The organism is Pseudoalteromonas sp. P1-11 (assembly GCF_001399995.1).
In the GTDB taxonomy this organism is placed as follows: Bacteria; Pseudomonadota; Gammaproteobacteria; order Enterobacterales; family Alteromonadaceae; genus Pseudoalteromonas; species Pseudoalteromonas atlantica.
Map to the genome: position 1 here is coordinate 17,433 of NZ_LJSP01000002.1, position 13,539 is coordinate 30,971.

14 protein-coding genes are annotated in these 13,539 nt (G+C 41.1%); 10 read left to right on the forward strand and 4 right to left on the reverse strand.

Annotated features, from left to right (window positions below; translation table 11 throughout):
* Positions 1 to 2 precede the first annotated feature (2 nt).
* Positions 3 to 200: a YnbE family lipoprotein gene (locus tag AN390_RS02740; protein WP_004588572.1), complete on the forward strand. Its 198-nt coding sequence runs from the start codon at positions 3 to 5 to the stop codon at positions 198 to 200.
* 10 nt (positions 201 to 210) lie between these two features.
* Positions 211 to 540: a YdbL family protein gene (locus AN390_RS02745; protein ID WP_055252911.1), complete on the forward strand. Its 330-nt coding sequence runs from the start codon at positions 211 to 213 to the stop codon at positions 538 to 540.
* A gap of 37 nt (positions 541 to 577) precedes the next feature.
* Here the strand turns inward: AN390_RS02745 and AN390_RS02750 are convergent, their stop codons facing one another.
* Both AN390_RS02750 and waaA read right to left on the reverse strand, forming a co-directional pair.
* A complete protein-coding gene (locus AN390_RS02750; RefSeq protein ID WP_004588570.1) occupies positions 578 to 1,126 on the reverse strand; it encodes a DUF1415 domain-containing protein in 549 nt (182 codons plus the stop codon).
* On the reverse strand, positions 1,123 to 2,406 hold the full coding sequence (gene waaA, locus AN390_RS02755; RefSeq protein ID WP_055252912.1) for a lipid IV(A) 3-deoxy-D-manno-octulosonic acid transferase: 1,284 nt from the start codon (positions 2,404 to 2,406) through the stop codon (positions 1,123 to 1,125). Before waaA ends, AN390_RS02750 begins: the two co-directional genes overlap by 4 nt.
* 182 nt (positions 2,407 to 2,588) lie before the next feature.
* Between waaA and AN390_RS02760 the strand changes: the two genes are divergently transcribed.
* Entirely contained in the window at positions 2,589 to 3,179 is a 591-nt protein-coding gene (locus AN390_RS02760; RefSeq protein WP_004588568.1) for an SIS domain-containing protein, read from the forward strand.
* Entirely contained in the window at positions 3,179 to 4,618 is a 1,440-nt protein-coding gene (gene hldE, locus AN390_RS02765; protein WP_029773562.1) for a bifunctional D-glycero-beta-D-manno-heptose-7-phosphate kinase/D-glycero-beta-D-manno-heptose 1-phosphate adenylyltransferase HldE, read from the forward strand. The genes AN390_RS02760 and hldE overlap by 1 nt, the downstream gene beginning before the upstream one ends.
* A gap of 98 nt (positions 4,619 to 4,716) precedes the next feature.
* On the opposite strand, the gene AN390_RS02770 is transcribed toward hldE, so the two are convergent.
* Positions 4,717 to 6,222 carry a capsule assembly Wzi family protein gene (locus AN390_RS02770; RefSeq protein ID WP_055252913.1) on the reverse strand — a complete coding sequence of 502 codons (1,506 nt, stop codon included), beginning with the start codon at positions 6,220 to 6,222 and terminating at the stop codon, positions 4,717 to 4,719.
* Positions 6,223 to 6,433: 211 nt separating this feature from the next.
* Here AN390_RS02770 and AN390_RS02775 point away from each other — a divergent pair, with 211 nt between their 5' ends.
* Entirely contained in the window at positions 6,434 to 7,507 is a 1,074-nt protein-coding gene (locus AN390_RS02775) for a hypothetical protein (RefSeq protein ID WP_055252914.1), read from the forward strand.
* Positions 7,504 to 8,580 carry a glycosyltransferase gene (locus AN390_RS02780; RefSeq protein WP_055252915.1) on the forward strand — a complete coding sequence of 359 codons (1,077 nt, stop codon included), beginning with the start codon at positions 7,504 to 7,506 and terminating at the stop codon, positions 8,578 to 8,580. The genes AN390_RS02775 and AN390_RS02780 overlap by 4 nt, the downstream gene beginning before the upstream one ends.
* Here AN390_RS02780 and AN390_RS02785 read toward each other — a convergent pair.
* Positions 8,569 to 9,297, reverse strand: a complete 729-nt coding sequence (locus AN390_RS02785; RefSeq protein ID WP_055252916.1) for a 3-deoxy-D-manno-octulosonic acid kinase — start codon at positions 9,295 to 9,297, stop codon at positions 8,569 to 8,571. The two genes, AN390_RS02780 and AN390_RS02785, sit on opposite strands and share 12 nt — an antisense overlap.
* 124 nt (positions 9,298 to 9,421) lie before the next feature.
* Here AN390_RS02785 and AN390_RS02790 point away from each other — a divergent pair, with 124 nt between their 5' ends.
* From AN390_RS02790 to tdh, 4 genes are all read left to right on the forward strand, one after another.
* Positions 9,422 to 10,483: a glycosyltransferase family 9 protein gene (locus AN390_RS02790; RefSeq protein ID WP_055253181.1), complete on the forward strand. Its 1,062-nt coding sequence runs from the start codon at positions 9,422 to 9,424 to the stop codon at positions 10,481 to 10,483.
* On the forward strand, positions 10,480 to 11,043 hold the full coding sequence (gene gmhB / locus AN390_RS02795) for a D-glycero-beta-D-manno-heptose 1,7-bisphosphate 7-phosphatase (protein ID WP_055252917.1): 564 nt from the start codon (positions 10,480 to 10,482) through the stop codon (positions 11,041 to 11,043). The genes AN390_RS02790 and gmhB overlap by 4 nt, the downstream gene beginning before the upstream one ends.
* Before the next feature lie 168 nt (positions 11,044 to 11,211).
* Complete coding sequence (locus AN390_RS02800; protein ID WP_024034359.1) at positions 11,212 to 12,408, forward strand: glycine C-acetyltransferase; 1,197 nt, start codon at positions 11,212 to 11,214, stop codon at positions 12,406 to 12,408.
* A gap of 49 nt (positions 12,409 to 12,457) precedes the next feature.
* The gene (gene tdh, locus AN390_RS02805) at positions 12,458 to 13,483 is read left to right on the forward strand and encodes an L-threonine 3-dehydrogenase (RefSeq protein WP_004588559.1); all 1,026 of its coding nucleotides are present in this window, start codon (positions 12,458 to 12,460) and stop codon (positions 13,481 to 13,483) included.
* Positions 13,484 to 13,539 lie beyond the last annotated feature (56 nt).

Genomic DNA, 13,539 nt, shown 5'->3' on the forward strand with positions numbered 1-13,539 from the left:
TGATGAAAAATTTGTTGAGCATTAAGGCCGTTATTGCACTTGCTGCTATTAGCGCTTTAAGCGCATGTACCCACAGAGTAGAGGTGGCAGCGAAAGAGCCGATAACGATCAATCTAAATGTAAAAGTAGATCACGAAATTCGAGTAAAAGTAGATAAAGAACTCGATAACTTATTCAGTGACGACAGTGAATTATTTTAGGAGCTAAATGATGACTATAAAAAATAAATTAAGTATTGCCACTCTAGCAAGTGCGGTATGTTTGTCGTTTTCGGCGTGGGCTATTAGTTTAGATGATGCTAAAAACCAAGGCTTAGTGGGTGAAGATAGCTCAGGTTACCTAGGGCTTGTTGTACAAAACAGCGAGGCGAAAGCAGTGGTTGAAGAAATTAACGCTAAACGTAAAGCACAGTATTTAAAGCTGGCTAAAAAGAACGATTTATCGCTGGCACAAGTAGAAGCACTCGCAGCAGCTAAAACAATCGAAAAGACCAAAAGTGGCCACTATATTGAAGTGAATGGAAACTGGGTTAAAAAGTAATACAAGCAGCTAAACATATTACTTAAAAACCGAGCGTTTAGGCGCTCGGTTTTTTTATATTTGCTAAAAGTTGCTGCCAAAAGTCGAATCCTTTGCGCCTTGCAAGCTTTATATTGTGCTCTGGTATAGATTCAGGCTCGTTATAGTGATCAAGCGCTTCGCTCATACTCAGTTCGCGAATTAAATGCAGTGTAGGGTAGGGAGCTCGGTTTGTGTAATTTGCGGCATCATCTTCGTCGCTGTCGGCAAACACGTAATCGGGATGAAAATTAGCAATTTGGTATTTACCTTCAAAGCCTTGTGCTACCAGTAAGGCATTGGCTAAATCGACTAAATCTAAAAAGTCTTCAAAATCGCTAAAGCCGTTATCAAACAGTATTAATGTGGTTTCGCGCTCTGGATTTTGATCAAGCTGCACACACTGCTCTAGCATGTCCATTACAGCGTCATCAATTTTTGTTGCAGGGCTAAGCACATAATGAATACAGTTATTTTCTACTTCTTTACGGGCAAATGGGCAAAAGTTATATTTTACAATAACGGATGATACCCACTCGCGGGTTTGGGCAATTGCTTGATGAGTCATGCTTTTGGCTCTAAATACTGATTTATAATGGTTAATGTTTTTTCAATGGCGCCTTGGTTTTTTACAACACATTGCTGCGCTTTAATACCCAAGCTTTGGCACGCTTTGGTGTTTTGGCTTAAATTAATTAATTGTTTAGCAAGCTCATCGGTATTTTCAACAACGACAGCCCCTTTAAGTTTAATTAGCTCAGGATAGATATGATCAAAATTATACGTATGTGGGCCTGTAATAACACCAACCGAAAAAGCAGCAGCTTCTAGTGGGTTGTGCCCACCTCGGCGAATTAAACTACCGCCTATGTAACTTACATTCGCTGCGCCATATAAACACTGTAGTTCGCCCAGTGTATCAGCTAATAGTACTTGTTCGTTTTGATAGTTATTGTTGCTGCGACGACTAAAGCTAAGTGGGTTTTGAGTTAGCGTATCGGCTACTTTATCAAATTGCTCAGGGTGGCGCGGTGCTATAACTAAAAGTGCATTAGGGTATTTTTTTAATAGCTGCTGATGGGCGTTTAATATCATTTCGTGTTCAAGCGGGTGAGTAGAGCCTGCTACCCATACAAAACGTTCTTTGGTTTTATACTCGGCTTTAAGATTTGCAACTTTAGTTAGTTGCTCATTGCTTGGCGTAATGTCGAACTTTATTGAGCCTGTAACATGGCTCTTTGAAGGGGGGAAACCAAGTTCAATAAAGCGCTTAGCATCATTTTTATTATGACTTGCAAGCACTGAAATTGAACGCATAATTATATGCGTTAAGCCAGCCACCTTTTGATACCCCTGTTGCGATTTTTCGCTTAGGCGAGCATTAAGTACTAATACCGGTATATTCTTTTTATGGCTTATTGCCATTAAATTAGGCCACAGCTCAGTTTCTAAAATACACAGTGCTTGTGGGTTTACGCGCTTTAAAAATCGAGCGCTCGAACCTGCAAAGTCTATAGGTAAATAACAACACGCCACGGTATTTTTAAATTGTTCACTTATTTGCGCACGCCCGGTAGGAGTATTGCAGGTAATAAGTATATTAAACTGCGGATTTTGTTTTTGCAGTACTTTAATCAGTGGCGTTGCAGCAAGGACCTCACCTACAGAAGCGCAGTGGAACACAACCGGTTTAGCGCTATTATTAAATAAGTGTTTGCTAATAAAACCAAAGCGCTCTTTAAAGTGCGCGCGGTAGCCTTTATTTTTTTTACCTCTTAGTACATACAAGTAAAATACAATCAGTGGGCTAATTAAAATTAAAGCGAGTGAGTAAAAAATGCGTGCCATACTGAACTTTTATTAAGGTAAGTGGCGCTAGTTTAACGCGAAAGTGATAATTTCTGAACATGTGAAGCACTAAATTATAATTCAGTTCAGCTATATTCCCATAAAATACACACAACTAAATAAAACTATGGAATAATGGATTTAATTTTTTCCTGCCATTTCAGTTCCTAGAGGAATTTTTCATGTCAATTATCGATTCTGTGGCAACAAGCTACGTTGAAAGTTTAAACCGTCATCAAGCCTTATTTGAAACGATGGAGGCTTATCATCAAGAGTCTATGCAATTATTAGAAGCGTGCCACAGTGCATTGCAAGCTGGTGGTAAGGTTATTTGGTTTGGCAACGGCGGAAGTGCTGCCGATGCACAGCATTTAGCTGCCGAATTTGTTGTGCGTTATAAGCTAGAGCGTGGCCCGCTTGCCTCTATGGCGCTGACCACAGATACCTCAATATTAACTGCGCACAGTAACGACTACCATTTTGATACGGTATTTGAACGCCAAGTTCAGGCTTTATGTAAACCAGAAGATTTAGTGATTGGTTTAACAACCTCAGGTACCAGCGCCAATATTAATTTAGCACTGGAAGCAGCTAACAAAATTGGCGCGTTTACGGTTGCCTTAACCGGTCGCGAGGGCGGTAAAGTAAAAGACATTGCTAAGTTGCCCATTATTATAAAAAATGATGAAACAGCTCGTATCCAAGAGGCACATATGTTTATTGGCCACTGGCTATGTGAAGCTATCGATATGGTTGTTGCGGAGCAGCAGTAATGGATTTATCGCTATTAAAAAATTTATCTAAAGCGCGTATTTTAGTTGTCGGCGATGTCATGCTAGACCGATACTGGTATGGCGATACAGGGCGTATTTCGCCTGAGGCCCCAGTACCCGTTGTTAAAGTAAGCAAGTTTGAAGATAAAGCGGGTGGCGCTGCAAATGTTGCAAAAAACATTGCTAGGCTTGATGCCAAAGTGGGCTTACTTGGTTTAATTGGTGAAGATGAAAGCGGGCAAATCTTAGAAACCATTTTAAAGGGTGAAAAAATACATTCACAGCTTGTTAGTGTATGCGATTTACCCACTATTTCTAAAATGCGTGTAATTAGCCGCCATCAACAACTTGTGCGCCTAGATTTAGAAGAGACCTTTAGCGAGCAGCATAGCCAGTTGTTATTAAACCGTTTAGAGCTGGTGCTTGATGATTACGACTTTGTGGTATTTTCTGATTACAGCAAAGGCTCGCTGAGCTTAATTAAAGAAATGGTTAGCGTTGCTAAAGCGGCGGGTAAAACCGTGCTTATAGATCCTAAATCGCCCGATTTACACTTATACGAAGGCGCAGACTACATTACCCCTAATTTACATGAATTTAATTTGGCTGGGGGGAAAACAGGCTCTGAAGAAATATTAGCACAAAGCGCGCGTGAGCTAATTAGTAAAAATGGTATTAAAGCCATGCTACTTACACGCTCTGAGCAAGGTATGTCATTAATTAATGCCGATGAAAAACACGACTTTGCAGCGCAGCAGCTAGAAGTAAGTGATGTAACTGGCGCAGGCGATACTGTTATAGCCACGCTTGCGGTGATGCTCGGGGCAGGTATGGAGCCTAAAGATGCGGTAGAAATTGCTAATTTAGCCGCAGGCATTGTAGTAAGTAAATTGGGTGCGGCAACGGTTTCACCAGAAGAGCTTAGCCAAAAGCTTGGCCAATACTTACACACCAATGGCGAGCACTACCAAACTCCATTTGACGATGTATTGCAACACATTGAGTTTGCTAAGCAAAATGGCGAAACGATAGTGTTTACCAATGGCTGTTTTGATATTTTACACGCAGGCCACGTACGCTATTTAGCCCAAGCCAAAGCGCGTGGAGATAGGCTCGTTGTTGGTTTAAATAATGATGATTCAATTACGCGTTTAAAAGGCCCTGAGCGCCCTATAAATCCACTTGATGAGCGTGCAATGGTATTAAGTGCACTTGCCTCTGTTGATTGGGTAATCCCCTTTGGCAGTGCAGACGAAAACGACACTCCTGCTAAATTAATTGAGCAAATAAGCCCCGATATTTTAGTTAAAGGTGGTGATTACACTGTAGAGCAAATAGCTGGCGCCGATCATGTGCTACGCCATGGTGGCAAAGTAGAAGTGCTGACATTTTTAGATGGTTGTTCAACCTCTAAAGTGATTAGCAAAATAAAGCAGTAATATTTACTGATTAAATAAAAAAGGGTTGAAAACTGCGTTTTCAACCCTTTTTTTGTTATAAATAGCAGCATTTAAAATGCTATTTTTAAATATACGGTTTAAAAATTATATTCGTACTTAGCAAACGCTGATGTGTCGTTTTCTGCGCCATCGTTGTTTGATGCAAAAGCGCCGAGCGTTAAGCGCCCACCCATAGCCAGCTGCCTGTAGCGTAGCTCAACTTGTTTTGAGTTATAACCGGTTTTGGTAATTGTATTACCTAAATCGGGGTTACTAGGGTAACGGTCGAGATTATCGCTGTTGTAATCCACACTACGTAGTTTTACTTGCCAGTCATCGCCATTTGAAAGCTGACCTAAAAGTGTTAATACCACTGACTGCGCATCATTATCAAAAGTTGAGCCAATAGTGCGGCCGTGGTAACGATAGCCCGATTTATAATCGGTGTGTTCGTAGTAGCAGTTTTCACTGGTTGATTCGGCCGAGCACGATACACCTGTGTCTATGTATTCAACGTTAACGAGCACATTTTGATTGTAAATGCGCTGCGTAGTTTGTACGCCAAATAAGTACGCTCTGTCGGCTGGTTTGAATTGCGAGCTGGCATCTTCGCCAATTGTACTTGCGTAGATTGCATACGGGTGACTAAATAAAGTGTCAGACCAACGCACATCTATGCCTGCAAGCTGATTACCAATTTTAGACTCCAGTGAGCTATCACAACTTTCATTGCCATCAATACAATTAGTTTGCCCAGTAATAACATCAATAAAATCACCTGCTGAGCTTGGTTGGCCTTCACCGGCCCACTGCGCAGACCAACTTAAAGCAATTTCAAGCTGTTGCATCGGGCGAAAGTTAACACGGCTACTCCAAAGCAGCGCATCAGGAATAACACGGGTCGATTCTAACTTTGCCATTTGCGCGGTAAAACTCCATTGCCCAAGCCAACTTAACCAAGGCGTTTCAAACGCTGTGCTTTGCTCACGGGTTACACTTAGTGCCGGCAGTGGCTTTGCATTACCCGACATAATTAAACTGTTATCAACACCTGGGCCCCAAAACTGCTCTACGGCACCGGCTCTAAAAATCCAATTGCCCAAGCGGTAGGCTAAATAGCTATCGTCAAATGAGGTATCGTTACAATCTTCAAGTGCTTGTTCGTTAGTGGCTATATCATCGGTTGTTTTGCCATCAACTAAGCATTGCTTACCATCGTTACGGTAATTAATGGCTACCTTCGCCGCAAAGTTATCGCCAAGGTAGGCGTAGGCCGCAGAAAGCTCAGATTCTTGTGTGCTGGTTGCCCCAAAGCTGGTGGCTATAATTGGGTCTGATGCGGCAAACGCTGAGAGTTGTACACTGTGCGAGCTGCTGTTTTCTGACTTATAACGATGTTTTACACGAAGCAGTGCATCTTGCAGGCTGGGAGATAAAAGTTCAAGCTTGCTCGATTCTAGCTCGCCAATAAAGCTTTTCCACATTAGCGGGTAGGTGGTTACAGGCGCTAAAATAACACCGGCATCAGCCAGTTGTTGAATGTCGGCTCGTAGACCGTAATCGTCTGGCTTTACCCAGGGCTCTGCTGTTACTGATGCGCTCATAGCGCAAAAAAGAGAAGAAAGTAGAAAGATTCTGTTTCGCAAAGTTCAGATCCTTGTGATTAAGATTGCGGCTAAGTTTACCAATCTAACATGGCTATTGCAGTAAATAATCTATTTTAGGGCGTTAAATTTGTGTATAAAAATGTAACCTAGCTATCGTAAAAACAATGGAATTGATATACTGCTGCGCAAATAGGAAATAGAGAATGCAATGAGCAACAAACGACTTTTATTTATACCCGTATCATCGCCACAAGGAATAGGTGAATACATGCGCTCGTTGTTGCTAGCCCAAAGCCTTGAAAGTGAATGTCTAGGTTCACTGACCATCCATTTTGTTTTAAATAAACACACGAACTACGCTAAAAACTGCCCATATGATACAACCTTGCTTGAGCGCTCTGCGACTAAAGAGCGCGATAAAGTGTGTGAAGTTATAGCCGATTTTAAACCTGACATTGTAATATTTGATTGTGCAGGGCGCGCTGCCCACATGAAAGCTGCAAAAAAAGTGGGTGCCAAAGTGGTGTTTATTTCTCAGCATGCGAAAAAGCGAGCGAAGGGCTTAAAACTTAACCGTATCAACTTAATTGATAGCCATTGGGTGGTACAGCCTGATTACTGCATTGAACCGCTGAGCTGGGCTGAAAAAGCTAAAATAGATATGTTTTCTTTGGCTATGCCTAAAAATGTGGGCCCTTACATAGCGTTTTCATCAGCGTGCGATACCAAACAGGTATTAAAAAAGTATCAGCTTGATGAACAAGGCTACTTTATTGTGAGTGCAGGCTCTGGCGGTCATGTACTAGATAATCAAAACTGTGCAGATGTATTTTTTGCTGCCGCAGAGCAAATTTCATTGCAAACAGGGTTAAAGGCGGTGGTGGTATTTGGCCCTAATTATGATAAAGCGTTGCCAGCATCAAATACGGTTATAAATTTGGATACGTTAGAAAATAGTGAGTTTTTGTCGCTTATGGAGCAAGCTAAATTTGCATTGTTAAGTGCTGGCGACACGCTATTGCAGGCGGTTGCTGTTAAAACGCCTGCTGTGGCATGCGCTATATCAAAAGATCAAACACAGCGCCTAGCAAGCTGCGCCACAACTGGCGTGGTAATTAAAGCAAACTTTGAGATTGAAGACATAATAAATAAAGCCAGCGCTTTACTAATAGAGCCGCATTTTAACCAGCTACTAGAAAAATATTCTTTGCTTGAAAGCGCGCATAGCTATGAAGAAATAACGCAAGGGGTTAAAAGCATGCTGATGGTTGCCGATAGATGAATATAGTGATTGTAATAGACTCGTTAGCGGGTGGCGGCGCCGAAAAAGTGATGCTAACCCTTGCTCAGCAGCTAGTAAAAACGCATAGCGTTACTATTTTATCGTTGGCTAATAAATATGAGTACACGATCCCTGCGAATATAAAGGTTGAAAGTTTATTCAGTGATAAAGCCACTAAAGTGGATCGCTTTTGGAAAATAAACAAAAGTGTAGCAAAACTAGAGGCGTGGTTTAATAACAAACAAAAACAAACTGGCCCCATAGATTTAGTACTTAGCAATTTAGATAGAAGCAATAACTTATTGGCTAAAAGCCAGATTAAAAATGTTCACTTTGTTATGCATAACTCTGTTAATGCAGAGCTAGCTAGGCAAAAAAGGCTAGGCCCGTTTTCTTATTACTATCTTAAAAAGTCAAAGCAAAACTTAAACGGAAAATCCTTGGTGTGCGTGTCTAAAGGGGTAGAGCAAGAAATTACCCAAGGGCATTTAATTAGCCCAAGCGCCATCACAACTATTTATAATCCCTTTAATTTAGCAGATATAAAGCGGCTCTCAAATGAGGTTAATACGCAAATTCCACAATCGCCGTATGTTATTCATGTAGGGCGGTTAGCTAAACAAAAGCGCCACGATATTTTATTTGCGGCATTTGCAAAGCTTGATAAAAAATACAAATTAGTCCTTTTATGCAATAAGCCTAGCAAAGCATTTAAGCTTGCAAAAACGTATGGCATTGAGGGACAACTTATAGTGCCAGGGTTTGAACAAAATCCGTATAACTGGATTAAGCAGGCTGAGGCATTAGTATTAAGCTCTGATTTTGAAGGGCTCCCTACAGTGTTAATTGAAGCATTAGCTGTTGGGACGCCTGTAGTAAGTACTAACTGTACGTTTGGACCGAGCGAAATTTTAACAAACAACTTGGCTAAATATTTAGCGCCTGTAGGGCATAGCGATGAGCTAGCGGCTAAAATTGAGCTGGTTTTAAACATTAAGCCTAATGTAGATAATGCCGACATTTTACAAAAGGTAACGGCCGAACAAGTTGCTAAGCAATACCTAGCTTTGTGATGTTAATTGCCCTTTATAAATAGCCAATAAAGTTTGCCAGTCATTACTTTGCCAATAAAAAGCGTTGTTACGTCCTTGCTCTTTTAAAAATGAGCGCTCTAAACGTGCCATATTACTTTGTTGCCATTGCTTGTTAGGTGGTTTTATTTCGCCGCGATCAAAGTCGATAATATAAACCTCGCCCGTTTCATTAAATAAAATATTATTTATATTCAAATCGGCGTGGTACACACCTTTTGAGTGAAATAGCGCAACAGTATTGGCAATGCGCTTGAGCTCATCTTCTGTTAGTGGGCGTTCAATTAAAATATCAAGCAGGCTTTTAGCCCCTTTTACAGCCTCTGTAATTATATCGCCACGATAAATTAAGCCAGCGGTTGTTACCTTGGCGGCAATGGGTTTTGGCACATTTAAGCCAAGCTCAATAAGCCTTATCATTAAGCTGAACTCTTTATACACACGGGTGTTTTTAAGCCCAGGGTAGAGGTACTGATCGCTTAACAACTTGCCAACTAAACCGCCACGCCAATAGTGCCTAAGTACAGCGGTTAAATCATCGTGTTTAAAAAACCAGGCTGTGGCGCGGCCTTTTTTAGCACCGACTATTTTATTTTGCTGTTGCCAATAATCTGCATCAAACCAGTTTAAATCAACCTCGTTAAAATAATCTGGGTGGCTTAAAATAGTGTGCTTACCTTGCGTTAGTGTTTTAAACATAGCTCGTTAAAATAATTCAATAATGCGTGTATATTAACGTGTTTTATAGCGCAGCATAAGTGCTTGCATTAGTGCGAGTATAATTTAAGATCGCAGTCTATTATTTAAAGCCAAAGTGGAACGCGTGACTCAAGTGCCTAATTACTCCTCAATTTGTATTTTAAGACTCTCTGCCATTGGTGATGTGTGTCATGCCGTTAGTGCTGTACAAGCCATTCAAAAAGCACACCCCAATGCAAAAATAACGTGGGTAATGGGTAAAATAGAAGCCATGTTACTTGCCGATTTACCTGGGGTTGAGCTGGTGGTTTTTGATAAAAAACAAGGTAAGGATGCACTTAAAAAGTTAGCACATTCTTTTAAAGGGCAGCAGTTTGATGTGCTACTTAATATGCAAGTCGCATTAAGAGCTGGCTTTGTTGCACGTTGTATTCCGGCTAAAGTAAAAATAGGCTTTGATTGGGCACGTTCAAAAGAATTACATAGCTTGTTTATAAATAAACGAATAGCCCCACAAAAAGAAGCGCATGTGCTAGAGGGGTTTAAAGGCTTTGCGGGTGCCATTGGAGTTAAAGACTATTCACCTACCTGGGATATGCCTTATACCTTAGCGGATGAGAACAAAGCAGATGAGCTATTAGGGCCTGCGCATTTGGCAAATAAGTTATTGGTAATATCTCCTGCGGCCAGTAAAGCACAGCGAAACTGGTTGCCAGAGCGCTACGCTGCCCTTGCTGATTACGCGCATGAGCAAGGCTTTAACGTGGTACTAACGGGCGGCCCAACTGAGCTTGAGATTAATTTAGCTAATCAAATTATAAAACACAGTCACTGTACTATTTTAAACTTAGTCGGTAAAACAAAACTTAAAGAGCTGTTATGTGTGCTTAAGCGCGCTGATTTAGTATTAGCCCCCGATACCGGCCCTGCACATATGGCGGTAACGGTAGGTACGCCGGTTATTGGTTTATATGCGCATTCTAATCCTGCACGTACAGGCCCTTATTTATATCAAGACTACGTAGTTGAGGTGTATAATCAAAATCTGCTAAAGCAAACGGGTAAAACAGCTCAACAATTGCCTTGGGGTACGCGCGTTAAGGGAGATGACCTTATGAGCCAAATAAGCGTAGACAGTGTTAAAGCTATGTTTGATCATGTGGTACAAAAAGAGTCTATAAAATGAGTGTAACAGAAAAAACCAAAGCACTTTTTTTAGACCGAGATGGCGTGGTAAATATTGATCATGGCTATGTGTATCAAAGTGAAAAATTTGAATTTATAGACGGTGTGTTTAGTACCTGTAAAACATTTTATGATGCAGGTTATAAAATTATCATAGTAACTAATCAATCGGGAATAGGGCGAGGTTACTACACTGAAGATGACTTTTTAGCTTTAACTCAGTGGATGAAAACACAATTTAGTAAGCACAATATTAAAATTACAGATGTGTATTTTTGCCCGCACCATCCCAAAAAAGCGATAGCGCAATATTTAAAACAGTGCCAGTGCAGAAAACCAGCTCCAGGTATGCTGTTACAAGCTATGCAAGAGCATAATATTGACCCTTCGAGCAGTGTTATGGTGGGTGATAAACTTAGCGATATGCAAGCGGCACAAAAAGCGGCTATTAGCACGCGAGTGCTAGTTCGCTCTGGCCAACAATTTGACGAAACCGCTAAACAATACGCCGATTTAGTGATTGACTCTATTAACGATTTACCAGCACACTACTTGGCATAAAGTGCGTTTATATTTTCGCAACTAAAGTGTTAAGTATTGCTGCCATTACCTGTATTAGCGACGAGCTGCAAACAGTGCATTTTACTTGTTAAACTTTTACAATACACCTCAACATAAACAGTGGCTTTAATGTTGTTGTTTACCCGTTCATTTAATTGGAGACTACAGATGAGAGCATCTGCTTTTTTTAGCCAACTACAAGAGCAAATTGAAGACGTTAAAGCGCAAGGTTTGTATAAAAGTGAGCGTATTATTACCTCGCAGCAACAAGCTCAAATAGAAGTTGCATCTGGCGATAAAGTTATTAATTTTTGTGCTAACAATTACTTAGGCTTAGCAAATAGCCCTGAGCTAATTAAAGCAGCGCAAGGTGGTTTAGATGACCATGGCTTTGGTGTTGCCTCAGTGCGTTTTATTTGTGGCACGCAAGATATTCATAAAACACTAGAGCAAAAAATTAGCGCGTTTTTAGAAACCGAAGATACAATTTTATACTCGTCTTGTTTTGATGCTAACACGGGCCTATTTGAAACTATTTTAGGCGCTGAAGATGCTATTATTTCTGACTCTCTAAATCACGCATCAATTATTGATGGCGTACGCTTATGTAAAGCTAAGCGTTTTCGTTATGCTAATAACGATATGGAGGATCTTGAAAAGCAACTTATTGCAGCTGATGAAGCGGGTGCTAAAACAAAATTAATTGCCACCGATGGCGTGTTTTCTATGGATGGCGTAATTTGTAACCTTGAAGCTGTGTGTGACCTTGCTGATAAGTATGATGCATTAGTGATGGTTGATGACTCACATGCGGTAGGCTTTGTTGGCGAAAACGGTAAAGGCACGCCTGAGTACTGTAATGTGCTTGACCGTGTAGACATTATTACCGGTACGCTAGGTAAAGCGCTGGGCGGTGCATCAGGCGGTTATACATCAGGTAAAAAAGAAATTGTTGAATGGCTACGTCAGCGTTCGCGCCCTTACTTATTCTCAAATTCATTAGCGCCTTCAATTGTAACTGCATCAATTAAAGTACTCGAAATGCTTGAAAATGGTGGCGAGTTACGCGCTAAACTTTGGTCAAATGCTAAATATTTCCGTGAGCAAATGGAAGCCGCTGGCTTTACGTGTGCGGGTAAAGATCATGCCATTATTCCTGTAATGCTTGGCGATGCTAAAGTTGCTTCATTAATGGCGGATAAACTACTCGCTGAAGGCATTTATGTAACCGGTTTTTCGTTCCCTGTTGTGCCAAAAGGCCAAGCGCGTATTCGTACACAAATTTCAGCTGCGCACAGTATTGAACAACTAGACACCGCAATTGCTGCCTTTACCCGTATTGGTAAAGAAATGGGCGTTATTTAATTTTTTATAAACCGAAGTATTGCTTCGGTTTTTTAGTTGAGTGTTAACTATGAAAGCCTTATCAAAATTAAAAGCCGAAACCGGCATCTGGATGACCGACGTACCCAAGCCTGAAGTAGGGCATAACGATCTACTCATTAAAATTCGTAAAACCGCGATTTGTGGCACCGACGTTCATATTTATAAATGGGATGAGTGGTCACAAAAAACCATTCCGACTCCTATGGTTGTAGGCCATGAGTACGTGGGTGAAGTGGTTGATATGGGCCAAGAAGTACGTGGCTTTGCAGTAGGTGACCGCGTATCTGGCGAGGGACATATTACGTGTGGGCATTGTCGTAACTGTCGTGCTGGTCGTGTGCATTTGTGCCGAAATACAACCGGTGTGGGCGTTAACCGCGAAGGCGCATTTGCAGAATATTTAGTTATTCCGGCCTTTAATGCGTTTAAAATTCCCGACAATATTTCTGACGAGCTTGCGTCTATTTTTGACCCATTTGGTAATGCTGTGCACACCGCTTTATCGTTTGATTTAGTGGGCGAAGATGTGCTTATTACAGGGGCAGGACCAATTGGTATTATGGCGGCGGCCGTTGCTAAGCATGTGGGTGCTCGCCATGTTGTGATTACCGATGTTAACGAATACCGTTTAGAGCTTGCGCGTAAAATGGGCGCTACACGTGCCGTAAACGTTGCGAACGATAAGCTTGAAGATGTAATGAATGAGCTAGGTATGACTGAAGGCTTTGATATTGGCCTTGAAATGTCAGGTGTGCCAAGCGCCTTTAATTCTATGTTAAATAACATGAACCATGGTGGCAAAATTGCCATGTTGGGTATTCCACCATCAGATATGGCCGTAGATTGGAATAAAGTTATATTTAAAGGCTTAGTGATCAAAGGTATATATGGTCGCGAGATGTTCGAAACGTGGTACAAAATGGCAAGCTTGATTCAATCAGGCCTTAATTTAGACCCTATTATTACGCATCAATATTCGGTAGATGACTTCCAAGCTGGCTTTGATATGATGATTTCAGGTCAATCTGGTAAAGTAATTTTAAACTGGGAATAGTTTAAAGTTTGCATACAGAGGCGGCTTTAGCCGCCTTTTTATTATATTTTTAAAAG

Bases quoted from the DNA above. Each gene is read 5' to 3' on its own strand.
- AN390_RS02740 (WP_004588572.1), top strand. From the start codon at position 3: ATGAAAAATTTGTTGAGCATTAAGGCCGTTATTGCACTTGCTGCTATT.
- AN390_RS02745 (WP_055252911.1), top strand. From the start codon at position 211: ATGACTATAAAAAATAAATTAAGTATTGCCACTCTAGCAAGTGCGGTA.
- AN390_RS02750 (WP_004588570.1), bottom strand. From the start codon at position 1,126: ATGACTCATCAAGCAATTGCCCAAACCCGCGAGTGGGTATCATCCGTT.
- waaA (WP_055252912.1), bottom strand. From the start codon at position 2,406: ATGGCACGCATTTTTTACTCACTCGCTTTAATTTTAATTAGCCCACTG.
- AN390_RS02760 (WP_004588568.1), top strand. From the start codon at position 2,589: ATGTCAATTATCGATTCTGTGGCAACAAGCTACGTTGAAAGTTTAAAC.
- hldE (WP_029773562.1), top strand. From the start codon at position 3,179: ATGGATTTATCGCTATTAAAAAATTTATCTAAAGCGCGTATTTTAGTT.
- AN390_RS02770 (WP_055252913.1), bottom strand. From the start codon at position 6,222: ATGAGCGCATCAGTAACAGCAGAGCCCTGGGTAAAGCCAGACGATTAC.
- AN390_RS02775 (WP_055252914.1), top strand. From the start codon at position 6,434: ATGAGCAACAAACGACTTTTATTTATACCCGTATCATCGCCACAAGGA.
- AN390_RS02780 (WP_055252915.1), top strand. From the start codon at position 7,504: ATGAATATAGTGATTGTAATAGACTCGTTAGCGGGTGGCGGCGCCGAA.
- AN390_RS02785 (WP_055252916.1), bottom strand. From the start codon at position 9,297: ATGTTTAAAACACTAACGCAAGGTAAGCACACTATTTTAAGCCACCCA.
- gmhB (WP_055252917.1), top strand. From the start codon at position 10,480: ATGAGTGTAACAGAAAAAACCAAAGCACTTTTTTTAGACCGAGATGGC.
- AN390_RS02800 (WP_024034359.1), top strand. From the start codon at position 11,212: ATGAGAGCATCTGCTTTTTTTAGCCAACTACAAGAGCAAATTGAAGAC.
- tdh (WP_004588559.1), top strand. From the start codon at position 12,458: ATGAAAGCCTTATCAAAATTAAAAGCCGAAACCGGCATCTGGATGACC.